This is a genomic window from Promicromonospora sp. MS192, from assembly GCF_049532985.1.
In the GTDB taxonomy this organism is placed as follows: domain Bacteria; phylum Actinomycetota; class Actinomycetes; order Actinomycetales; family Cellulomonadaceae; genus Promicromonospora.
The window spans coordinates 3,427,144-3,448,191 of sequence record NZ_CP186693.1 but is presented as its reverse complement, the minus strand read 5'-3'; the positions used below and the strand labels follow the sequence as shown (position 1 = coordinate 3,448,191).

Annotated in this window: 20 protein-coding genes and 1 tRNA gene; 4 read left to right on the top strand and 17 right to left on the bottom strand. The window is 74.3% G+C overall.

Annotation, left to right across the window (positions count from 1 at the left end; all coding sequences use genetic code 11):
• The first annotated feature begins 27 nt into the window (after nt 1-27).
• The gene (locus tag ACO229_RS15500) at nt 28-1,563 is read left to right on the top strand and encodes a dihydrolipoyl dehydrogenase family protein (RefSeq protein WP_423462044.1); all 1,536 of its coding nucleotides are present in this window, start codon (nt 28-30) and stop codon (nt 1,561-1,563) included.
• 69 nt (nt 1,564-1,632) lie between these two features.
• Here ACO229_RS15500 and ACO229_RS15495 read toward each other — a convergent pair whose 3' ends face one another.
• The 3 genes from ACO229_RS15495 to ACO229_RS15485 all read right to left on the bottom strand — a co-directional run bounded on the left by ACO229_RS15495 (nt 1,633) and on the right by ACO229_RS15485 (nt 4,136).
• Nucleotides 1,633-2,667: a glycine betaine ABC transporter substrate-binding protein gene (locus ACO229_RS15495; RefSeq protein ID WP_423462043.1), complete on the bottom strand. Its 1,035-nt coding sequence runs from the start codon at nt 2,665-2,667 to the stop codon at nt 1,633-1,635.
• A gap of 129 nt (nt 2,668-2,796) precedes the next feature.
• On the bottom strand, nt 2,797-3,480 hold the full coding sequence (locus tag ACO229_RS15490) for an ABC transporter permease (protein ID WP_423462042.1): 684 nt from the start codon (nt 3,478-3,480) through the stop codon (nt 2,797-2,799).
• A complete protein-coding gene (locus tag ACO229_RS15485; protein WP_397429761.1) occupies nt 3,477-4,136 on the bottom strand; it encodes an ABC transporter permease in 660 nt (219 codons plus the stop codon). Before ACO229_RS15485 ends, ACO229_RS15490 begins: the two co-directional genes overlap by 4 nt.
• Nucleotides 4,137-4,178: 42 nt before the next feature.
• On the opposite strand from ACO229_RS15485, the gene ACO229_RS15480 reads away from it, so the two are divergent.
• On the top strand, nt 4,179-5,216 hold the full coding sequence (locus ACO229_RS15480) for an ABC transporter ATP-binding protein (protein WP_423462041.1): 1,038 nt from the start codon (nt 4,179-4,181) through the stop codon (nt 5,214-5,216).
• A gap of 40 nt (nt 5,217-5,256) precedes the next feature.
• On the top strand, nt 5,257-6,153 hold the full coding sequence (locus ACO229_RS15475; RefSeq protein ID WP_397409395.1) for a RimK family alpha-L-glutamate ligase: 897 nt from the start codon (nt 5,257-5,259) through the stop codon (nt 6,151-6,153).
• A gap of 262 nt (nt 6,154-6,415) precedes the next feature.
• Here the strand turns inward: ACO229_RS15475 and ACO229_RS15470 are convergent.
• The 5 genes from ACO229_RS15470 to ACO229_RS15450 all read right to left on the bottom strand — a co-directional run bounded on the left by ACO229_RS15470 (nt 6,416) and on the right by ACO229_RS15450 (nt 8,817).
• Nucleotides 6,416-6,491 (bottom strand) — tRNA-His (locus ACO229_RS15470).
• Nucleotides 6,492-6,564: 73 nt separating this feature from the next.
• Nucleotides 6,565-7,200, bottom strand: coding sequence for an oligoribonuclease (orn, locus tag ACO229_RS15465; protein WP_397409397.1), 636 nt, complete (start codon nt 7,198-7,200; stop codon nt 6,565-6,567).
• Nucleotides 7,201-7,403: 203 nt separating this feature from the next.
• Nucleotides 7,404-7,553: a hypothetical protein gene (locus tag ACO229_RS15460; protein WP_397409399.1), complete on the bottom strand. Its 150-nt coding sequence runs from the start codon at nt 7,551-7,553 to the stop codon at nt 7,404-7,406.
• Nucleotides 7,554-7,842: 289 nt separating this feature from the next.
• Nucleotides 7,843-8,022 (bottom strand): hypothetical protein, encoded by a 180-nt coding sequence (locus ACO229_RS15455; protein WP_397409401.1) that lies wholly within the window; start codon nt 8,020-8,022, stop codon nt 7,843-7,845.
• Nucleotides 8,023-8,403: 381 nt separating this feature from the next.
• Nucleotides 8,404-8,817, bottom strand: coding sequence for an FHA domain-containing protein (locus ACO229_RS15450; RefSeq protein ID WP_423462040.1), 414 nt, complete (start codon nt 8,815-8,817; stop codon nt 8,404-8,406).
• Nucleotides 8,818-8,827: 10 nt separating this feature from the next.
• On the opposite strand from ACO229_RS15450, the gene ACO229_RS15445 reads away from it, so the two are divergent.
• A complete protein-coding gene (locus ACO229_RS15445; RefSeq protein ID WP_423462039.1) occupies nt 8,828-9,460 on the top strand; it encodes a hypothetical protein in 633 nt (210 codons plus the stop codon).
• Between the two features lie 40 nt (nt 9,461-9,500).
• Here the strand turns inward: ACO229_RS15445 and ACO229_RS15440 are convergent, their stop codons facing one another.
• The 9 genes from ACO229_RS15440 to ACO229_RS15400 form a co-directional block, all read right to left on the bottom strand.
• Nucleotides 9,501-10,802, bottom strand: coding sequence for a VWA domain-containing protein (locus ACO229_RS15440; RefSeq protein WP_397429767.1), 1,302 nt, complete (start codon nt 10,800-10,802; stop codon nt 9,501-9,503).
• A gap of 26 nt (nt 10,803-10,828) precedes the next feature.
• On the bottom strand, nt 10,829-11,947 hold the full coding sequence (locus ACO229_RS15435; RefSeq protein ID WP_423462038.1) for a protein phosphatase 2C domain-containing protein: 1,119 nt from the start codon (nt 11,945-11,947) through the stop codon (nt 10,829-10,831).
• A gap of 79 nt (nt 11,948-12,026) precedes the next feature.
• Nucleotides 12,027-14,309, bottom strand: coding sequence for a tetratricopeptide repeat protein (locus tag ACO229_RS15430; protein ID WP_397429768.1), 2,283 nt, complete (start codon nt 14,307-14,309; stop codon nt 12,027-12,029).
• On the bottom strand, nt 14,306-15,409 hold the full coding sequence (locus tag ACO229_RS15425) for a hypothetical protein (protein WP_397429769.1): 1,104 nt from the start codon (nt 15,407-15,409) through the stop codon (nt 14,306-14,308). The genes ACO229_RS15430 and ACO229_RS15425 overlap by 4 nt, the downstream gene beginning before the upstream one ends.
• Nucleotides 15,406-16,440, bottom strand: a complete 1,035-nt coding sequence (locus tag ACO229_RS15420; RefSeq protein WP_423462037.1) for a glutamate ABC transporter substrate-binding protein — start codon at nt 16,438-16,440, stop codon at nt 15,406-15,408. Before ACO229_RS15420 ends, ACO229_RS15425 begins: the two co-directional genes overlap by 4 nt.
• Complete coding sequence (locus ACO229_RS15415) at nt 16,437-17,741, bottom strand: hypothetical protein (RefSeq protein WP_423462036.1); 1,305 nt, start codon at nt 17,739-17,741, stop codon at nt 16,437-16,439. Before ACO229_RS15415 ends, ACO229_RS15420 begins: the two co-directional genes overlap by 4 nt.
• Nucleotides 17,738-19,201 (bottom strand): AAA family ATPase, encoded by a 1,464-nt coding sequence (locus ACO229_RS15410; protein ID WP_423462035.1) that lies wholly within the window; start codon nt 19,199-19,201, stop codon nt 17,738-17,740. Before ACO229_RS15410 ends, ACO229_RS15415 begins: the two co-directional genes overlap by 4 nt.
• Nucleotides 19,198-19,770, bottom strand: a complete 573-nt coding sequence (locus ACO229_RS15405) for a hypothetical protein (RefSeq protein WP_423462034.1) — start codon at nt 19,768-19,770, stop codon at nt 19,198-19,200. Before ACO229_RS15405 ends, ACO229_RS15410 begins: the two co-directional genes overlap by 4 nt.
• 20 nt (nt 19,771-19,790) lie before the next feature.
• Nucleotides 19,791-21,008, bottom strand: a complete 1,218-nt coding sequence (locus ACO229_RS15400) for a toxic anion resistance protein (RefSeq protein WP_397429774.1) — start codon at nt 21,006-21,008, stop codon at nt 19,791-19,793.
• Nucleotides 21,009-21,048: the final 40 nt, after the last annotated feature.

Below are 21,048 nucleotides of genomic sequence, written 5' to 3'. Positions count from 1 at the left end.
GGACCGGCGGCAGGACACCATGGCGCCATGAGTGTTTCTGAGGAGTCGTTCGACGTCGTCGTGATCGGCGGCGGGCCGGTGGGCGAGAACGCGGCCGACCGCGCCTCGCGCACGGGCCTGTCCGTCGCGCTGGTCGAGTCCGAGCTGGTGGGCGGCGAGTGCTCGTACTGGGCCTGCATGCCGTCCAAGGTGCTGCTGCGCGCGGGCGCCGTCCGCGCGCTCGCCCGGGACACGCCGGGCCTGAAGGATCCGGGTCCGCTGGACGCTGCGGCGGTCTTCGCCCGCCGCGACGAGATCACCAGCCACTGGGACGACGCCGGGCAGGTCTCGTGGGTCGAGAGCGCCGGCCTGACGCTGGTGCGTGGGCACGGCCGGCTGGCCGGCGAGCGGCTCGTCGAGGTGACGGCGCCCAAGGACAGCCCCGCCGCGGGCTTCGGGGAGGCCACCGACATCGGCGACGCGCCGGTCACCCGGCTCCTGCGGGCGCGGCACGCGGTGATCGTCGCGACGGGCAGCGTGCCCGTGCTGCCGGACGTGCCGGGCCTCGCCGAGGCCTCGCCCTGGTCGAGCCGTGAGGCGACGGCGGCCGACTCCGTGCCGGAGTCGCTCGTCGTGGTCGGCGGCGGTGTGGTGGGCGTCGAGATGGCGAACGCGTACGCGGACCTCGGTGCGCGGGTGACGCTGCTGGCCCGGGGCGGCCTGCTGTCGAACGCCGAGCCGTTCGCCGGCGAGATGGTCGCGGACGCGCTGCGGGCGGCGGGCGTCGACGTCCGGCTGGGTGTCGAGCCGAGCGCGGTGCGGCGTCCGGACGCGGACGGTCCGGTGACCGTCACCCTGTCCGACGGCAGCGAGGTCACGGCGGCCGAGATCCTCGTGGCCACGGGCCGGGTCCCGCGCACGGTGGACCTGAGCCTGGACACGATCGGCCTGGACGACTCGGCGCTGGGTCGCGGCGGCGCGCTCGTCGTCGACGAGTCGATGCAGGTCACCGCGGTGCCCGAGGGCTGGTTGTACGCCTGCGGCGACGTGACGGGCCGCGCGCCGACCACGCACCAGGGCAAGTACCAGGCGCGGGTCGTCGGCGACGTGGTGGCCGCGCGCTTCGGTACGGAGGCGGGCGACCGTGCCCCGACCAGCGGCGTGCCGGCCCCCGGTGTGGGGCAGGAGGCCGAGCCCTGGTCGCGGTACGCCGCGACCGCTGACCGGGCGGCGCGGGTCCAGGTGGTCTTCACGCAGCCGCAGGTCGGCTGGGTGGGCCCGACGGAGCGGGAGGCGCGGTCGGCGGGGATCCCCGTCGAGGCCGTGTCGTACGACCTGGCCTGGGTGGCGGGTGCCAGCGTGGAGTCGCCCGGGTACGCGGGCCGCGCCCAGGTGCTGGTCGACACGCAGCGCCGGGTCCTGGTCGGCGCCACCTTCGTGGGGCCCGACGCCGGCGAGATGCTGCACGCGGCGACCATCGCCGTCGTCGGCGAGGTGCCGCTGGACCGCCTCTGGCACGCGGTCCCGGCCTACCCCACGGTCAGCGAGGTCTGGCTCCGCTTCCTGGAGTCCTACGGCCTGTAGCACACGGTGAGTGCTGGATCTTCGCCCTTCCGACACACGGAACAGGGCGAAGATCCAGCACTCAACGGGTCACGCGTTCGGGGTGAGGGAGCCGTCCGAGCTGAAGACCAGGCCGAGGGTGATCTCGCCCTGCTGGAGCGCCGTCTTGGTCAGCGGACCGCCCGCGTCGAGCGCGGTGAACTCCGCGAACTCCAGGCCGTAGGTCTCCTCCAGGCCCGGCTGGCAGAACGGACGCTCGGTGCACTCCGGCGGGCCGCCGAGCACCAGGCCGCCGCAGGTCTCGGCGAGCTCGCTGAGCGTGCTGACGCCGTGCTCGTCGGCGAAGGCCTTGGTCACGGCGAACGCGTTCTGGTCCTGCGCGGGGGAGGGCTCGCCGAACGTGAGGCCCACCTCCTCGCCCAGGCCGGTGAGTCCCTCGACCGTCGCGTCGAGGTCGCTGCTGGCGACCGGCTCGGCGTCGGCGCCGTTGACGTTCTTGTTGATGAACTCGGTCAGCGTGCCCACGTACTCGGGGATCACCTGGACCTGCTTGCCGTCCTCCAGCGCCGGGAGGTAGGCCTCGCGGTTGCCGATGGTGGTCACCTCGGCCTCGTACCCGGCGGCGTTCAGCACCGTCGCGTAGATGGTGCCGAGCGTGGCGCTCTCCGCGAAGTCGGCGGCGCCGACCACGATCTTGCCGGAGCCGCTCTGCTCGGGGCTGTCCAGCCCGGCGTCGGCGACGAACTCCTCGGCGACCTCCTTGGAGGTGCGCCGGTCCACGTCGACGGCCTTGTTCAGGCCGATGAGGGTGTCGGTGTCGAGCGCTGCGGACACCGAGTCGAGCAGCGGCACCAGGGTGTCGTCGCCCTCGATCGCGGCCGCGTTGACCGCCGGGATGATGTTGTCGACGGTCTGGAGCTGCTGGTCGTCCTCCAGCACCACCAGCTCGTCGCCCGGGACAGCCTCGCAGGCGGCGAGGCTGCTGCCGCCGTCCGTCGGGCTGCTGCCACCCCCGCCCCCGGCGGAGCCCGGTTCGCCGCAGGCGGTCAGGAACGCGAGGGAGACGACGGCTGCCGCGGCGCCGAGGGCGCGGGGCACGGACAGAGATCTACGGGCGAGCTTCATCGAAAGTCTCCGAGTGTGTGTGGCGTACAACTGTTCTACGGCTTCGATCGGTCCCATTCGACCCCGCCCCGCGGTCGATGGCAAGGGATAAACCCGCTCGTGAGAATGTCGTTACATCCTTGGTCCCGCTCAGGCTGCCCCGGCGCGCAGCGGTGCGGGCGTGGCCAGCCGCTGCCCGACGGCGAGCACCCCGTCGATCAGCAGGCACAGCACCGCCACGAGCACGCCGCCGGCGAGCACCTCGCCGTACCGCTGGGTGCCCATGCCGAACGAGATGATCTTGCCCAGCCCGCCACCGCCGGCGAGTGCCGCGAGCGGGATGGTCGCGACCACCTGCACGATGGTGGTGCGCAGCCCGGCGGCCACGAGCGTGGTGGCCAGCGGCAGCTCGACCTGCGTCAGGATGCGGCCGCCGCTCATGCCCATGCCGCGTGCGGCGTCCCGGGCGTCGGGGTCCGCGCCGCGCACGCCCTCGTAGGTGTTGACCAGCAGCACCGGGACGGCGAAGAACGCGGCGGCGATCACGGTCGCGGTGTTGCCGAACAGGCCCGTGGAGGCGAGCAGGAGGATGATGCCGAGGGTCGGCAGCGCGCGGGAGGCGTTGGTGAGCCAGACGACGAGGCCCGCCCCGCGACCGCTGTGCCCCAGCCAGGCACCGAGGGGGATCGAGAACGCGGCGGCGATCGCCACGGCGACGACGGTCATCAGCAGGTGCTCGCCGGCCAGGTCGAGGATGCCGCCGGGCTCGGTCCAGGTCAGGGGGTCGTTGAGCCAGACGAGGGCCTCGCCGACGACACCGGTGGGGGCGCTCATGCGGTCCTCCTGCGCAGCCACGGGGTCAGGGCCCGCCCGGCCGCCCACAGGGCGAGGTCGAGCACGAGGGCGAGCAGGATGGTCGCGAGCGTCGCGGTCATGATCTCGGCGCGGTAGAAGTTGTTCCGGAAGCCCTGGAACATGATCTGCCCCAGCCCGCCATACCCGACGACGACGCCGACCGTCACGAGCGCCACGGACGACACCGTCGCGAGTCGCAGGCCGGCGATGATGCTGGGCAGTGCGCTGGGCATCGCCACCTGCACGAGCAGCCGCCCGGGTCCGTAGCCGAGGCCGCGGGCGGCGTCGACCACCGCGGGGTCCACGGTGGAGAGCCCGGCGACGGTGTTGCGCAGGATGACGAGCAGCGCGTAGACGACGAGCCCGATCAGCACGGGTGTGCGCCCGATGCCGAGCAGTGGCGCGAGGATGCCGAACAGCGCCAGCGAGGGGATGGTGTACAGGACGGCCGCGGTGCCGAGCACAGGCCCGGCCAGCCACCGGGTCCGGTACACCAGCGCACCGAGCGGGATGGCGATGGCCGCGGAGATCACGACCGCCTCGATCGTCACGCCGGCATGCTCGACGGTGCGCTGCCAGAGCGCCGGCGCGTTGTCGACCACGTACGACCAGGAGAACCACGGGTTACCGGGCATGGCTAAGACCGTACCGTGCGAATCACCCGGTAGGTTCGAGGCATGGCTGCCCGCACAGTGATCGAGCTCGACACCGTCCGCAAGGCGTACGCGGACGGCACCGTCGCCGTCGAAGGACTGAGCCTGGCCGTGCGCGAGCACGAGGTGCTCGCCCTGGTCGGTCCCTCCGGCTGCGGCAAGTCGACCACGTTGCGCATGGTGAACCGTCTGGTGGAGCCGACGTCGGGCCGCATCCTGCTCGACGGCGAGGACGTCACCGACGCCGACCCGGTGCAGCTGCGCCGCCGCATCGGCTACGTGATCCAGAACGTCGGGCTGTTCCCGCACCGCACCGTCGAGGCGAACATCGCCACCGTGCCCGGGCTGCTGGGCTGGGACCGTCGCCGGACGCGGGCCCGGGTCTCGGAGCTGCTGGACCTCGTGGGGCTGCCCGCCGCCACCTATGCCAGGCGGTACCCGCACGAGCTCTCCGGCGGCGAGCGGCAGCGCATCGGGGTCGCGCGTGCGCTCGCGACCGACCCGCCCGTGCTGCTCATGGACGAGCCGTTCGGTGCCGTCGACCCCGAGTTCCGGCGGCACCTCCAGACGGAGTTCCAGCGGATCCAGCGGGAGACGGGCACGACGGTGATCCTCGTCACGCACGACATCGACGAGGCGGCGCGGCTCGGCGACCGCATCGCCGTCCTGTCCCGGGGCGGCCACCTGGAACAGGTCGCGAGCCCGCTCGCGGTGCTGGCGCACCCGGCCTCGGACCGCGTGCGGGACTTCATCGGGGACGGCTCGGCGTCGCGCATGCTGGCGCTGGCCCGCGTGCAGACCGCCGATCTGGAGGACGCGGACCGGATCGTGCAGCCCGCGCCCGAACCCGTGCGGCTGGGCGCCCGGCTGACCGACGCCTTCGAGGCCGTCGCGGCACTGCCGGGTTCGGCGATGGGGCGGGTGCCGGTCGTGGGGGAGTCGGGCGACGTCGTCGGCTCGCTGACCGCCGACGGGATCCTCGGCGCGCTGCGCCGTGCCGCGGACGCCGCGGCGTCGGACCCGGGTGTGCACGACGCCGCTGTGGCCGACGCCGCTTCCTGAGCCCGGGACCTGACGGGCGGCCCGGCGATAGTCTCGGGGCGTGACGAACGCACGCGTAGCTCTCGCGACCTGCTCCCAGCTTCCTGACCTCGACAAGGACGACGTCCCGCTCATCGCCGCACTGGGTGCGCGCGGCGTTACGGCCGAACCCGCCGTGTGGGACGACCCGGCCGTCGACTGGCAGGCGTACGACCTCGTGCTCGTCCGCTCCACGTGGGACTACTCGCCGCGCCACGACGAGTTCGTGGCCTGGGCGCGGTCCCTGCCGAAGGTGGCCAACTCCGCCGCCGTGATCGAGTGGAACACCGACAAGCGGTACCTGCGCGACCTGGAGGCCGCCGGGGTGCCCGTCATCCCCACGATCTGGCTCGACCCCGCGCGGCACCTGTCCAAGCGCGCGGTGCACACCCGCATGCCGGCGTTCGGCGACTTCGTGGTCAAGCCCGTGGTCAGCGCCGGGGCCCAGAACACCGGCCGCTACCAGCCGGTGTCGGCCCAGTCGCGCGGCAAGGCCATCGCGCACGCCACCCGGCTGCTCGACGACGGCCGCTGGGTCATGATCCAGCCCTACGTCACCTCGGTCGACACGACGGGCGAGACCTGCCTCGTGTTCGTCGACGGCGAGCTCACGCACGCCGTCCGCAAGAACGCCCTGCTCACGGGGCCCGCTGAGGACTCCGGCGAGCTGTACGCGCAGGAGGAGATGGCGGCGTTCGAGGCCACGCCGGCCCAGATCGAGGTGGCCCGCCGGGCGCTCGACGTCGCCCGGCAGGCCACGGGCGCCGAGCTCACCTATGCCCGGGTCGACCTCGTCTCGGGGGAGGACGACCTGCCCATGGTCATCGAGCTGGAGCTCACCGAGCCGTCGCTGTGGATGAAGTACGGCACGGGTGTCGAGGACAAGCTCGCGGACGCGGTGGTCCGGCTCCTGGGGTGAGCGGCTCCGGGTAGTGAGTCACCGCCCGGTCCTGGGTGAACCTGCCCCGCGGAGGTGGGTTGCGCTGAGTAGACAACGTCTACACGGAGCAACCCACCTCCGCGGGGCACCTTGCGTGGGGCCGGGTCGGCAGCGTCCGCGGGACCACGTGCCGGGGTGAGCTGCGCAGCGCGGCCGGGCGTCCCAGGGCAGAAGAAGGCGCCCCCGGGGCAGAAGAAAAGCGGCAGGTCCGGAGCATTTCTGCTCCGGACCTGCCGTCTCATGGGGTGAGCGACGGGACTTGAACCCGCGGCCCTCGCGACCACAACGCGATGCTCTACCAGCTGAGCTACGCCCACCATGTACGCCGGTCCTGGACCGGGCGACCGTCGAAAAGCATACATGGTCGGAAGCCACGGACCGAACTCAAAACTACGGGGCGAGCTGCTTCGTGACGGAGGTCTCTGCGACGCGGGCCGCGGCGGCGCGTGCGGTGGCCGTGTCCGGGCCCGGCTGGGCCGGGAACAGGACCTCGCGGTAGTAGCGGAGCTCGTCGATCGACTCGAGGATGTCGGCCAGCGCGCGGTGCCCGCCGTCCTTCTTGGGGGAGGCGAAGTACACGCGCGGGTACCAGCGCCGGGAGAGCTCCTTGATCGACGAGACGTCGATGATCCGGTAGTGGAGGTACTCCACGAGCTCCGGCATGTGCAGGTCGAGGAACGACTTGTCCGTGCCCACCGAGTTGCCGGCCAGCGGCGCCTTGCCGGGCTCGGGCACCCACTGGCGGATGTAGGCCAGGATCTGCTCCTGCGCCTCCTGGAGCGTGAGCCCGCCGTCGAGCTCGTCGAGCAGGCCCGACGTCGTGTGCATGGTGCGCACGAAGTCGCCCATCTGGGCCAGGGCCTCGGCCGGGGGCTTGACCAGGACGTCGACACCGGTGCCGAGAACGTTGAGCTCGGAGTCCGTGACGATCGCCGCGACCTCGACGAGCGCGTCGACCCGGAGGTCCAGGCCCGTCATCTCGCAGTCGATCCAGACGATGCGCTCGTTGGGGTTGGGAAGGCTCACGCCCCCACCTTATTCGCTCCCGCGGAACGGCGGTGCCGCGGCTGCGATGCGGCGTCCGCGCGACGGGTCGCTCCGGGGTCCGGGTGCGTGGGGTCACCGGCCCAGGACGCAGGATGGCCCTCCCGCGGGGCCGGAGAGGCCGGCCGAGGAAGGGCCAGGTGCGTCGACGGCGCCCGGGCTGCGGGCGGTGTCGAGGTCGAGGGTCAGATCAGGCGGAAGCGCTTGTGACGCTTGCTGGTGCGGCGCTCGGGGCGCTCGCGCAGGGCGCGCTCCTGCGCGCCGGCGATCTCCGCGCGGCGGGCGACCTCGGCAACCTGTGCACGGCCGATGTAGTAGGCGGAATGGGCATCCATGACTGCGGTCCTTCCAGGGGTGGGGAGAGGTGACGGGCACAGCGGGCGTGCTCCGGCCGGGTCGCGGCCGATGCTCCTCATTGTTTCCGTCGTGTTACATCATCCCTGATGGCGGAAATACCGCGCAACCCGGACAGTGGTGATCTGCGGCACCTTTGCGCAGGTCAGCGGCTGCTCGGAGTCGTCCCGGGCACAAAGAACGAAGCAGAGCGTGTGTCGGACACACGCTCTGCTTCGGGGATGTCGCCGGCGCCGGACGTCGGAGGTGCTCCGACGGGCGCCCTGCGGATCATGCGGACCGCACGCGCAGGGCGGCTGCCGGTGCGCGGGTGTCGATCCGGTGTGCGGCACGGGCCTGGGCCCTGCGTCGCTTCTGCTCCTCACGGAGCCTGCGGTTGCGCCGATGCTCCTCGGCGTCCTGGAGGCGCTCCCGGTGAAGGGTCTGCGCCAGGTCGTACTCGGTGTGCACGTGAGTGCCTTTCGTGACGCTGGATGCCGGTGTCCCGGCATGAGGTCTGGCCGGACCTCGTCCACCGCCCGGTACGGACCGGACGGACGCCACCGCGGTGTGCCCTGAGCCTCCCAGCGCGGGTGGGCGGAGCGCACGTCTTTTTCCCCGCCCCTCGGCCAAAGTGCGCTTCTACCCAGTCATTGCGCCCAAGATCCAGGGGGATTCTGGGCGCAATGACTGGGTAGAAGCGCACTTCTGGGGTGCGGCGGCGGTCAGCCGGTCGGTGGGCCCGCGTGCTCGCCGTCCGACCCGCTTCTCGCCGTCCGACCCGCGTTCCCGCCCGGACCCGCGAGTTCGCCCCGGACCCGCGTTCTCGCAGCCGGACCCGCGGGTTCGCCGTCAGACCTCGCCGGGGAGTGCCTTGCGGATCACCAGGCGGGTCCAGGCGCCGATGTACACGCGGTCGCCCTCCTCGATCTCCTGGCGCACGCCCTGCGTCAGCGGGGTGTCCGGCAGGGGCTCGCCCGCCGCGGCGACGAACGTGCCGTTCGACGAGCCGAGGTCCTCGACCCACCACCGTTGCCCGTCCGTGGTGAGCTGGCAGTGCCGCCGGGAGACGCCGGGGTCGCTGCCGCAGTCGACGTCCGGCCGGATGTTGCGCGACTGCGACGGCCGGCCCACCAGGAGGCTGCGCTGCCGCAGGGTGACCAGGCCAGGCAGCCCCGCCGACGGCAGCGGGTCCTCGGGGCGCTCGTGCGCGTACCAGTCGGGGTCGACCCAGATCTCCGCGACCCAGGCCGTGTCGCCCGGCACGGGCGGAGCGGTGAGCCCACCCGGGCTGCCCGACGGCGTGGCCGTCCCGGCCGGCGGCGTGGCCCCCGGTCGCCCGGCCCGCGTGTCCGGCGCACCCGCCGCGGTCCCGGCCGGCGTACCTCCCGACGGCGCGCCCGCGGCCCCAGCGCCCGGAGGCCCCTCGTGGCCCGGTCCGGGCGCCCCGGCCGACCCGGCTCCCGCGGACGGCGCCCCGGCCGACCCGGCTCCCGCGGACGGCGCCCCGGCCGACCCGGCTCCCGCCGACGGCGCCCCCGCCGACCCGGTCGCTCCGGCCCCCGTCACCCCAGCGCCCGGAGGCCCCCCGTGGCCCGGAACCGCCGCCCCGGCCGACCCGGCTCCCGCCGACCCGGTCGACAGCGCCCCCGCCGCCCCGCCAGCAGCCGACGCGCCCGACCCGCCGAGATCCAGCCCCGACACCGGCGGAGGCGGCGGTGCCGTGGTGCCGGTCGTGAAGTCGTACCCGCAGTTCTCGCAGAACAGGGAGCCCGCGGGGGAGACCTCGCCGCAGTTCGGGCAGGTCACGGGCTCGCCCTCCGGGGCGGCCGGGGCCGGGGGCGCCGCGGGCGTGCCGGACGAGGCGGTGCCGGCGGCCGGGATCGGCGTGCCGCACACGTCGCAGTAGTCCGTGGCCTGACTGACGTGGCCCTCCGGGCAGGTCACGGTCATGCGCGCCGGACCCGGGTCGTCTTGGTGGACGCGGTGTCGAGTGCCATCTCGTCGAGCTTCGCGGTGTTCTGCCTGAGCCGCACGGTGCCTTCCTCCTCGTTCTCCACGTCCACGATCTTGCGCAGGCGGGAGGTGGCCTCGTCGTTGCCGGTCTCGGCGGCGAGCTGCACGGCGCGGCCGAGCTTGACGGTCGCGGTGGCCTCGTCGCCCGCGGCCTTGGCCGCCAGGCCCTCCTGGATGGCCGAGGCGAGCTCCGCCTGGCCGGTGTAGTGCGCCACCTCGGGGCTGATCCGGGCGGTCAGCGTGGAGTCGTCCGACCACTTGGCCTTGACCAGGCCGGAGGCCACCACCTCGTCGTCGACCGCCACCTGGACGCGGGCCGCGAGCTGTTCCGAGCCCACGGGCTTGGCCGGCACCCGGACCGCCACGTGGTACTCCCGGGTCTCGTCGGCCCATGCACCCGTCGGGTACGCGCTGGTCAGCGGGTTCACCTCGGTGCGGCGGCCGCCGAGGTCGTCCACCTCGGGGGCCACCTGCCGGACGAACAGGACCTGCGACCCCTGCGGCGCCCACACGCGCAGGTCCACGGCGGCGACGCCGCGGGCCATCGACTTGCGGACGAGGGCCGCGAAGTCGTCCGCGATGTCCTCCGGCCGCGCGATGAGGTCCACGGTGCCGAGCAGCGCCGTCGAGATCTTGCGCAGCTCCTCGACCACCCACCGGTCCCCGACGCCGCGGGCGTCGCACTGGAAGTGCCCGGTGACGTTCGCGATCACCTGGTCCAGGTGCATGGACGGCTCGGACTCGTTCTTGCCGTCGGTCAGCAGGATCAGGTGCTTCTGGGCCACGGGCGCGGTGGCGAACAGCTCGTCGGCCAGCCGCAGCCAGGTCGAGATCGCGGTGCCGCCGCTGGCCGACATGGTCGCGATGGCGCGCTTGGCCTCGGCCCGCGCGCCCGGCTCCATGGCCACCATGGGCACCCGCGCGTTCGGGTACGGGAAGACGCGGGTGGCCACGTGCGAGCCGCCGATGATCGCGAACAGCGTGCCGTCCGGGATCTGGTCCACGGCCACGGCGGCCGCGTGCTTCGCGGCCTCCATGTTGCGGCCCTGCATGGACCCGGAGGTGTCGACGGCGACGATCTCGGCGACGCCGCCCGGTGCCGCTCCCGGCATGCCGCCCGTGGCACCGGCGGTGGCCCCCGCGCCGGTGCAGGTCACGGACACCACGGCGTGCACGTCGGTGGCGCCGTCGGACAGGAACTCGTTCTGGAAGACCTCGGCGGAGAACTGGGCCACGGTGGCTCCTCTCGGGTAACGGCAGGCTATCGCTGCCCGGTGACAGTGGGGGAGACGCGGGCGAGCGCCGCGGTGATGTTGTCGCGCCCGCCCTGCGCGTTGGCCCAGCGGACCAGGGCGGCGGCCGTGGACCGGGGGTCGTCGGAGGTGGCGTACCGTCGCACCAGCTCGCCCATCTCGTGCGCGCCGGAGCAGTAGTTCCACAGCCCGTCCGAGCACACCAGGAGCCAGCCGGGCCCGGCCGGCACGGTGGCCGCGCAGCGGGCGTCGGTGTCCGGCGCGTCGGGGCCGAGCCACCGGGTGATGGCGTGCGCCTGGGGCGACGTCTCGGCCTGGCCGCGCGGCACGCCGGCCGCGATCATCTCCTGCGCCCAGGAGTCGTCCACGCTGAGCTGCTCCGCCGGGCCGGCGTCGGGCAGCCAGTACACCCGGGAGTCGCCCAGCCACCCGGCCACGATCAGGTCGCCGTCCACGACGGCGGCCACGAAGGTGCATGATGGCGGGTCGTCCGCCACGTCCTTCCCCTTGGTCGCGGCGAGCTGCTCGGCGGCGCCGCGGACGGCCTGCCCGGCGGCGCGCGACGCGGCCACCATGGCGTCGGTCCAGCCGGTGATGCGCCGGCTCGTCGCCCCCTGCACCGTGCTCGGCCCCTGCGGCCCGTACGCCACGAGCACGTCCCGGGCGGCGCGGCTGGCGGCGAGCGAGGCGACGTCGGAGTCGGGCGCGCTGGAGACGCCGTCGCAGACCACGAGGGCCGCGAAGGAACCTCCGGCGGCCAACGCCATCGCGTCCTCGTTGCGGGAGTGGCGCACCCCGCGGTCGCAGACGCCGGCCACCCAGCCGGCGGGACGCTCCTCGAAGTGGTCGCGCTCGGACTGCCCGGGGGCGCCGCAGTCCGCGCAGTAGCCGTCCGGGGCGATGGTGCCGCTGCAGGCGGCGCACGAGCGGTGCGCGGACGCCTCACCGGTGGCCGGGTCGAGGTCCAGCACGGTGGGCGCCAGCTCCAGCGTGACCTCCGAGGGCGCCGCGGGGTCCGGGCCGGGAGCACCCAGCGGGGTGCCGCAGTTCTCGCAGAACCGGGCGCCGTGCGCCGCGTTCTCCCCGCAGCGGGGGCATCGGACGATGCTGCTCTCGTCGGCACTCATGTGTGGGTAGTTCTCCTTGCGTTCGTCAGGGCGCACACCCCGCGACTGTCTCTCGGTGGCCACCGGCCCGGCGGACCGGTCAGCGCAACGTCCACCGCCGTACGGAGTTTGCCCGGTCGACGAGCGCCACGCGCTCCGAGCGGTCGTCCGTCAGGCGGGCCAGGTCGCGCAGGGCGAGCTCCAGCCGGTCCCGCAGCGCCGGCTCGGTGGCCTCGGCGCCGGCGACGTGCACGCCCGGGTCGGGTCCACCGCGGGTGACCAGGCCGAGCGCGCCGGCCAGCGCGTCGACGGTGACCTCCGCCTTCGGCCGGTCCGGCACGTGCGCGCCGTCCAGCCCCGCCACGGCGTCGGACAGGTCGGTCAGGGAGCGGCGGGCGGAGACCAGCAGGCGAGCCCGCTGCAGGCGGGCGTCGGGGAAGGAGCCGCGCGTGGGGCCGACCAGGTCGAGGGCGCCCAGGGCGCCGTCGAGCGCCCCGGCACCGGACCGGACGCGGGCGAGGCCGAACGCCGCGGCGCCGGTGTAGTTCGAGTCCGCGCGGGCGATGGTCGTGTAGAGCTGCTCCGCGACGCCAGGCTCGCCGGAGACCTCGCAGGCGGTGGCGAGCGCGAGCTTCGGCGCGGGCTCGCCGGGCACCTGCCCGTACACGGCGTTGAACGACGCGCGGGCCGAGGCCGGGTCGCCCGCCGAGAGGTGGCCGAGCCCTTCCATCCAGGCCGCCCGCCACTCCCACGGGTCCTCCTGGAGGATCTGCGCCACGGTGGCCCGCAGGCGGGCGCCGTCGCCGGTCTCGATGGCTGCGCGCGCCAGGGCGAGGCGCACCTCCACGGTGGCCTCGGGCGCGCCGCCCAGGGCGACGATGCGCTCGGCGGGGTCGGCCACGTTCACGCCGGCCAGCCAGGACGCCATGGGGTCGCCGGAGTCGACCTTCAGCAGCGGGAGCTGGTGCCAGCCCAGGGCGGCGTCGGCGCCGTCGAGCGGCGGCACGCCGAACAGGAGGGACTCGGCCGACGTCGTGGCCGTGTACCCCGGGCCCTTGTCGGTCGCGACGACCTCGCGGAGCACCCCGAGGAGCTGCACCCGGGCCTCGTCGACCGTGGCGAACCGGTCGGCCGGCGCGGGTGCGCAGGCCTTGGCGAGCCACCGGTAGAACGAGTCGTACCGCTGGAACACGGGCGTCTCGGCCACCGGCGGGAAGGACGCCTGGTACACCGTGGTGTTGCCGCGGAAGTCGAGCACGAGGGACGCGAGCGTGCGGCCGAGCGTGAAGATGTCCGACGCGACGGACGGCCCGATCTCCGGCACCTCCGGCGCCTGGTAGCCGACGGTGCCGTAGATGGCGGACGTCATGTCGTCGGCCCGGCGGACGCCGCCCATGTCGATCAGCTTGACGCCGTCGCCCTGGGCGATGATGTTGTCCGGCTTGAAGTCGCAGTACAGCAGGTCGTGGTCGTGCAGGTAGCTGAAGGCGGGCAGCACCTCGAGGATGTAGGCGATGGCCTGGTCCACGGGCAGCGGCCGGGCCTGCCCGCCGCTCTGGTCGCGGCGCTCCTTGAGCACGTCCTTGAGCGACTTGCCGCCCACGAACTCCATGACGGTGTAGCCGAGGCCCTCGTGCAGCACGAAGTTGAAGATCTCGACGATCAGCGGGTGCTCCACCTCGGCGAGGAACTGGCGCTCCGCGACCGCGGCCTCGTAGGCCTCCTTGTCGCCCGAGTTGAGCAGGCCCTTGAGCACCACCCAGCGGCCGCTGACGTTCCGGTCGCGCGCCAGGTAGATCCAGCCGAGGCCGCCGTGGGCGAGGCAGCCGACCACCTCGTACTGGCCGCCCACCAGATCGCCGGCCTTGAGCGCGGGCGCGAAGTCGTACCGCGCGCCGCAGTGCCCGCAGAACCCGGCGATGCGGCCGGGCACGCCCTCCCGCGAGCGGCCCACCGGCTGCCCGCACGTGGGGCAGTACCGCTTGCTCTCCGCGAGCTCCGGCGTGGCCATGACGGCCTGCAGCGGGTCGGCCACCGGGGTGTGCGGCACGGTGGTCAGGCCCGCGCCGAGGCGGTGGCCGCGCAGCCGCGTCGACCCCGTGCCGACCCGCCGGGTCTGGTACGAGCCGGGCGCCACACGCGCCGAACCGAGCGCGGTGGACGCGAGGCGGGACGAGCTGGTGCGGCCGGTGGCCGGCTGCGCCATCTCCCCGGGCGGGCCGCTCGTGGCCGGCGGCGCGGCGGCGGACGCGCCCCAGGACGCCGCGACCGCGGCGAGCGCGCCCCCGGTGGGGTTGCCGCCGGCGGGCGCCCCGCACACGTCGCAGTAGCCGTCCTGGATGGTGCCGGGGCAGCCCGGCTCCGCGCAGGCCTGTGTGGTCATCGGTGTCCCTCCGGGAGATCGCGCACGAGCGTCTCGAGCTGCTCGGTGAAGTGCCGGGCCAGGGTCAGGTCGCAGGGCGTCGCGTCCAGCGCCTCGCGCACCTCGTCCTCGCCGGCCTTGACGGTGGACGACGCCGCCCGCCCGTTGCCCTGGGCCTTCGTCATCAGGTTCTTGACGCGGTAGCGCAGCTCGGCACGCTCCCGCAGGGGTGCCGTGTAGGCGTCCTCGGCACGCTCCATGGCCCGCTCGACGGCGCCGAGCCGCTGGACGTAGGTCGTCAGCCGGTCGGGCTCGTCCGGGACGTCCCCGAGCCGGGTGACGTCCGGGACCGCGAGCCGGGGCGGGTCGACGATCTCGCGGCGGCAGCGCTCCGCGACCTGGTGCAGCACGGGTGCCCGCTCGGCCAGGGCGCTGCGCAGCGCCACGGCGCGCTCCCGGTCCCGCGCCAGCGACCGGCTCCGGGCCGTCGCCACGATGAGGTCGCGCTCGGCGCGTGCGACGTCGTCCTCCAGCGCGCCGAGCGGGCCCGTGACGTCCCCGCCGCGCGCGGCGTCGGCCTTGAGGCGGGCCAGCCGGTCGCGGAGGCGGGCGACGGCGGCGTCGTCCTCCGTGTCGGCGGTCCCGCGTGCCGCGTCCTCCGCGCGGACGATGCCTGCGGCCAGCGCCCGGAACCGTGCCGTGACGTCGGCGGCGTGCGGGTCGAAGGACAGGCGGGTGGCGAGCTGGTCGGCCTGCGCGTCGCACAGGCGCGCGGCGTCGACCAGGGAGAGCAGCGACGTGGCGGGGTCGCCGCCCAGGCGCCCCCAGATGAGCTGCGACATGCGCTCGCGCGCCACGGCGTCGGCCCGGCCCGAGTCCCAGACGGCGACCAGCTCGTCGGTGCGCGTGCGGACGGCCTGCCAGAGCGTCAGCGCGAGGACGACGTCGGCCGTGACGCCGTCGGTCCCCGACTGCCGGGCCGTCGTGTCGAGCCGGTCCAGGTCGGCACGGCGCGTGTCGAGCCACGACCGGAGGTCCGTCAGGTAGGTCAGGAGCGCGGCGGGTTCCGCGGCCACGCCGAGGGCGCCGGGCGGCGCGGGAGCACGCTGGGTCCGGCTCACGGCGTCCGTCCGTACACCGGCTGCGGCGCGGCCGGGGCGGAGCCCAGGGCGTCGCCGAGCCAGCGGTCGTAGGACTTCGCCCACTGCCCGCCGGAGACCATGTCCTCCAGCACGCCGTTGACGAACCGCACCATGTCCGGCTGGTCGGCGGGGATGCCTACGCCGTACGGCTCGTCGCTCACCGCGTCGCCGACCACCTTGGCGTACGGGTCCTGCGCGGCGAAGCCGGCCAGGACCGTGTCGTCGCCCGTGATGGCGTCCACGGCACCCTGCTGGAACAGCACCAGGCAGGTCGTGTGGGTCGCGGCGGGCACCGCCTCGACGCCCTCCCAGGCCTGCAGGCGCTCCAGCGTGGTGGTGCCGTCGGGCGCGCAGACACGCTGCCCGTCGAGGTCGTCGACCCCGGTGACCTGCGAGGTGGACGGCACCAGCAGCTTCTGGCCCGCGTGGTAGTACTCGGCGGAGAACGCGATGTTCTCCCAGCGCTCGCAGTTGATGGTGAACGCGCGCACCACGATGTCGACCTCGTGCTCGGCCAGGACGGTCTCGCGGTCGCCCGACGTGATCACGCGGAACCGGACCTTGCCGGGGTCGCCCAGGATCGCCGCGGCCACCTGGCGGGCCACGTCGATGTCGAAGCCCTCGATCGTGCCCGAGAACGGGTTGCGCGACCCCATGAGCAGCGTGTCGGCCGAGACGCCGACGACGAGCGTGCCGCGCTCCCGGATGGCCGCCATGGTCGAGCCGGGCGTCACCTGCGGACTGCCGCCCGGTGCCGCCGACGCCACGGCGGGCAGCCCGTCGGCGCACTCCGCCGGCGCCGCCGTGGTGTCCGACGCGGCCGGACCCTGCGCCTGCGGTACTGATTCCTGGGCCGATTCCTGCGCCGACTCCTGCGTCGTCGCGCCGACTCCCGCGGCGCCCGTGAGCAGGTGGGTGGCCGGCTCGGGGGCGCAGGCCGCCGTCGTGCCGACGAGGGCCAGCGCGACCAGGGCGGTCAGGAGCGGTCGGCGGGCGGCGCGGGTTCTCATCGGTACTCCTTCAGACGGACGTTCATCCCGGTGGCCGCGGCGACGGCGCCCGCGACCCCGAGCACGAGGGCGACCCAGGCCGCGACCTGCGCGGTGGTCGCCGCGGAGCCGAGCCGGTCGACGGCTGCCGTGCTCGTCGCCTCGACGTCGGCGTGCGCCGCGTCGGTGAACGCCGTGAAGGCGGCACCCGCCGAGTCGTCGGCCGTGGAGGTCGCGGCGGCGACGGCGCCGTCCCAGTCGTTGCCGTCGTCCAGTGCGCGGATCTCGGCGTGCCGGGTGTCCCACTCCTCCAGGAGGGCCAGCGGGTCGGACCCGGTGTCCGTGGCCTCGGCCGCGCTGGTCAGCAGGTTCTTCGCCTCGGCCAGCGACTCCTGGTAGGACTCCTCGAAGTCCGCGCCGGAGCCCCGCTTGATCAGCGTGAACGACTCCATCGACTTGGCGTCGGTGGCCAGCGCGAGGGCCTGCGACGTCGCGACGGTCGCCGCGTACGGTCCGCCGGCGACGGAGCGGGCCACGCCGTTGCCGCCCAGCACGGCGGCCGCCGCCACGATCCCGCCCACCAGGAGGGCGACGCTCGCCGCGGCGAGGCCGGTGTTCAGCACGCGGTGCGTGCGCCGGGCCAGCCAGAGCTGCACGGCGGCCAGTGCCACCAGGGCGAGCAGCACGAACAGCAGCAGCGCCTGGGCCAGCGAGACCGATCCCATGTCGTCGTCGACCCGCTCGGACGTCGAGACGGCCACGCCGTCCAGCGTGGGCAGCACCTCGTCGCGCAGCGCGGCCGAGGCCTGGTCCAGGTACGCCGCACCGACGGGGAAGCCCTGGCGGTTGTTCGCCCGGGCCGACTCGACGAGGCCCGCGTACCGCTGCACCGAGTCGGACACCGTGGCGAGGTCCGCGGCCTCGCCCTCGCCGCGGGCCGTGGCGGCCAGCGCCGGGACGGCCTCGGCGGCCTCGGACAGGCTGGCCTCGTACCGGGCACGCGCCTCGGCCGGCTCCAGCCCGCCCACCAGGAACGCGTTCGTCGCGGTCGCGTCCGCGGACACGAGGTCGTTGCGCAGCTCCTGGGTGCCGACGAGCTGGGCGGCGTCGCGCTGCGCGTCGTGCAGGGCGGCCGACTGGCCGGTGCCCGCGAGGAACCCGGTGACCGCGAGCAGCAGGCAGGCGGCGACGGCGATGGTCGTGGCCAGCGCGAGCCGGCCCGGCGTGGTCGCCAGGCTCGCGGCGAAGCGGCCGCGGGGGCTGCCTGCCGGGGCGTCCGCCGGGCGGTGGTCCGGGGCGGGGCCCGCCGGCTGCGCGGTCACGGGGTGGCCTCTGCGGCAGTTCCGGGGTCTGTCCCGATGTCCACGACATCCTCCAGGTCTTCCGGGACCAGCGTGCGGAGCTGGTCCAGCGTCGGTCGGTCAACGTCTCGCAGGCGCCAGGCGTGCCGGGCGATCGCGGAGTCCAGCACGTTGCGGGCCCAGCGCCCGTTGCCGAACCCCTCGCCGCGCACCTGCTCGGCCGCGAGCCGGTCGAACCGCTCCAGCGTGGCCGGTCGCGGCTCGAAGTCGGATCCCCGGGCCATGCTCTCGAAGATCTGCCGGAGCTCGGCGCCGGAGTAGTCGTCGAACGTGACGGTCCGGGAGAACCGGCTCTCCAGGCCCGGGTTGGTGGCCACGAACCGGGCCATCGGGCCCGGGTAGCCCGCCACGATCACCACGAGGTCGTCGCGGTGGTCCTCCATGTCCTTGACCAGGGTGTCGACCGCCTCGCGGCCGTACTGGTCCTCGGCCAGGGCGTAGGCCTCGTCGATGAACAGCACGCCGCCCAGGGCGCGCTGCACCACCGCCGTCGTCTTCTCGGCCGTCTGGCCCAGGTAGCCCGCCACCAGCTCGGACCGGTCCACCTCCACCAGGTGGCCCTTGTCCAGCAGCCCGAGCGCGCGGTAGATCCCGGCCACCAGCCGGCCCACCGTCGTCTTGCCCGTGCCCGGGTTGCCCACGAACACCAGGTGCCGGGTCAGCGTGGGGGAGGTGAGCCCGGCCTCGGCGCGCAGGCGCTCGATGCGCAGCAGCTCGGTCTGGCGGTGGATCTCGTCCTTGACGCGGTCCAGGCCGATGAGCTCGTCGAGCTCGGCGAGGAGCTCCTCCAGGGTCCTGGCGGGAGGTTCCGGGGATGCGTCCGGGGCCGGTCCGGGGGCGGTGGCCTCGGCCGGGGCGGCCGGGCCCGTGGCGGCGTGGCCGGAGCCTGCCGACGGGTCGTGCGCCGGCCGGCGGGAGCCGGTGGGCTGCGCGGGGCCAGCCGGCTGCCCGGTGGGCAGGGCTCCGGAGGGCAGGGCTCCGGAGGGCAGGGCTCCGGGCGGAACGGCGCCCCGGTCGCGGCCCGACGCGGCACCGCGGTGCACCGCCTTGGTGCCCTCCGCGGCGGCGATCGCGCTGATGCTGGGGTCGCCCAGGGCTGCCGCGGCGTCGACGACGGCGGCCAGCGCCTCCGCGTACGGCAGGGCGTGCGGCGAACCGCCGGCGACGAGGCCGGCGAGCAGGTCGGTGGGGGCGGAGCGCCAGCGACGGGCACTCACGGCGGCGTCGAAGAACGGTTGCAGGCCGCCTGCGGCCGGGCGCGCGGTCGCCGTCAGCCAGTCGGCCGGGGCGCCGGGGGACGACTCGGCGACGGCGGCGGCCAGGCGCTCGCCCTCGGCGCGCGCGGCGGGGCCGCCCAGACCGGCCGCCGAGCCCGCCGCGGCGAGGACGTCGAGGGCTGCGCCGAGGGCGGTGGCGGTCACGGGGCCTCCAGGGGAGCGGGCCCCGCCGTCGGGCCGCCGGACGAAGCCGATCCGGGCGGGGCGCCCGGGACGGCACCGGGCAGCGTGAGGCCCGAGGAGGTGCCGAACTTCTCCTCCAGGAAGCGACCGTGCGCGACGAGGGCGACGGCGTCCGCGCGGGACACGGCGTCGGAGATCTTCTCGATCGTGGCGCCCAAGAGATCGAGCTGGTCGCACAGGATCATGAGCGACGTCTTGCCGCGGTCCACGACGCGGCGGTCGGCGAAGTCCCGCGGCAGGCGCAGGTAGGCGTCGACGGCCTCGGGCAGGTAGCTCGTCGCGGTCGCGACCACGGTGTGCGCCTGCTGCGAGCCCGCGCCGAGCCGGTCCAGGCGGGGCACCATCTCGTGCACCGTCTCGGCGACCCGCTGCACCCGGGCGGTCACGGCGGCCGGCGCGTTCCCGGAGGCGCGAGCGAGCACGGCGTCGACCGAGGTCACGATCTGCTCGCTCGTGGGCGGGGCCGGGATCGCGAGGGGCTCCTCCTCGGCGGTGCGGCCCCCGCCGAAGATCCGCTGCCACCAGCCCATACCTGCCTCCGAGCGTGCCGTCACAGGGTGTTGAGGTCGAGAGAGCCGCTCGCCACGCCGTCGGTGTTGGTGCGGCGTGCCCGCTCGACGTACTCGGACGCCTTGGCCGTCTCGGTCTGCAGCACGCCGATCGTCTGGGACATCGAGTCGAGCGCCCGGGTCTTGAAGTCGCTGATGGAGTCCATCGTGGCGTAGATGTTCGCGAACGCGGCCTGGAGCTGCTCGATGCCGACGGTCGAGCTCGCCGCCTGCTCCTGGATGGTCGCCGACTGGTCGGCGAGCATCTTGGACGTCGAGGCGATCATGTTCGACGTCGTCGTGTTCAGCGCGCCGATCTGGTCGAGCACCAGCTTCTGGTTCGCCAGGGCCTGCGCCACGATGACGGCGGTGCGCAGTGCGGAGACCGTGGTGGTCGTCGCGCGGTCCACGCCCTTGGTGAGCTCGATGTTGTTCTTGATGATGATGTCGATCGCGAGGTAGCCCTGGATCGACACCGCGAGCTGGGTGAGCAGGTCCTGGTGCTTCTGGCGCACGTAGAACAGGACGTCCTCGGACAGCGCCTTGGCGCGCTCCGGCTCGGCGACCTGCAGCTCGGCGATCTTCGCGGAGAGCTGCGCGTCAAGGCGCTCGGCCACGTAGATGTACTGGTTGAGCCGCGTCATCGTGTCCCAGAGGTTCTGCTTCTCCAGGTTGAGGGCGGCGTTGTCCTTGCGGAGCTCGTCCTGGCCGTTGTAGAGGGCCTGGATGATGGCGTTGAGCTGGCCCTGGGCGGACTCGTAGCGGCGGAAGTAGTCCTGCAGCCTGTCGCCGAACGGGATGATGCCGAGGATCTTGCGCCCGACGCTCGCCTCCGACGGGTCCAGGTCCTCGACGGTGCGGCGCAGCTCCAGCAGGGTCTGGCCCACCTTGGAGCCGTCGGCGAGGCCGCCCTCCTTGAGCGCCCGGACGGGCGTGGCCAGCAGGCGGTTGCTGGAGTCGGCAGCCTGGCGGATGTCCTGGTCGCCCATGGTGCGCACGTCGTCGGCCTTGGCGGCGAACTCGGGGCTGCGGGTGTCGGTGCCCAGCAGACCGTCCAGGTAGGTGGTCACCTTCGCGTCGAGCGCGGGGGCCACCGCGGGGTCCACCTTGGGTGCCATCGCGGGCGCCTGCGTCGCGGCGACGGGCTGGACCGGGTCGGGCGCGCTGAGCACGAGGGGCTCCGCGGGGGCGGGTGGTTGAAGCGGCGTCGGCTCGGTCATCGGTGCTCCTTGCGATAGGGCGTCCGAACCCGGCGAGTAT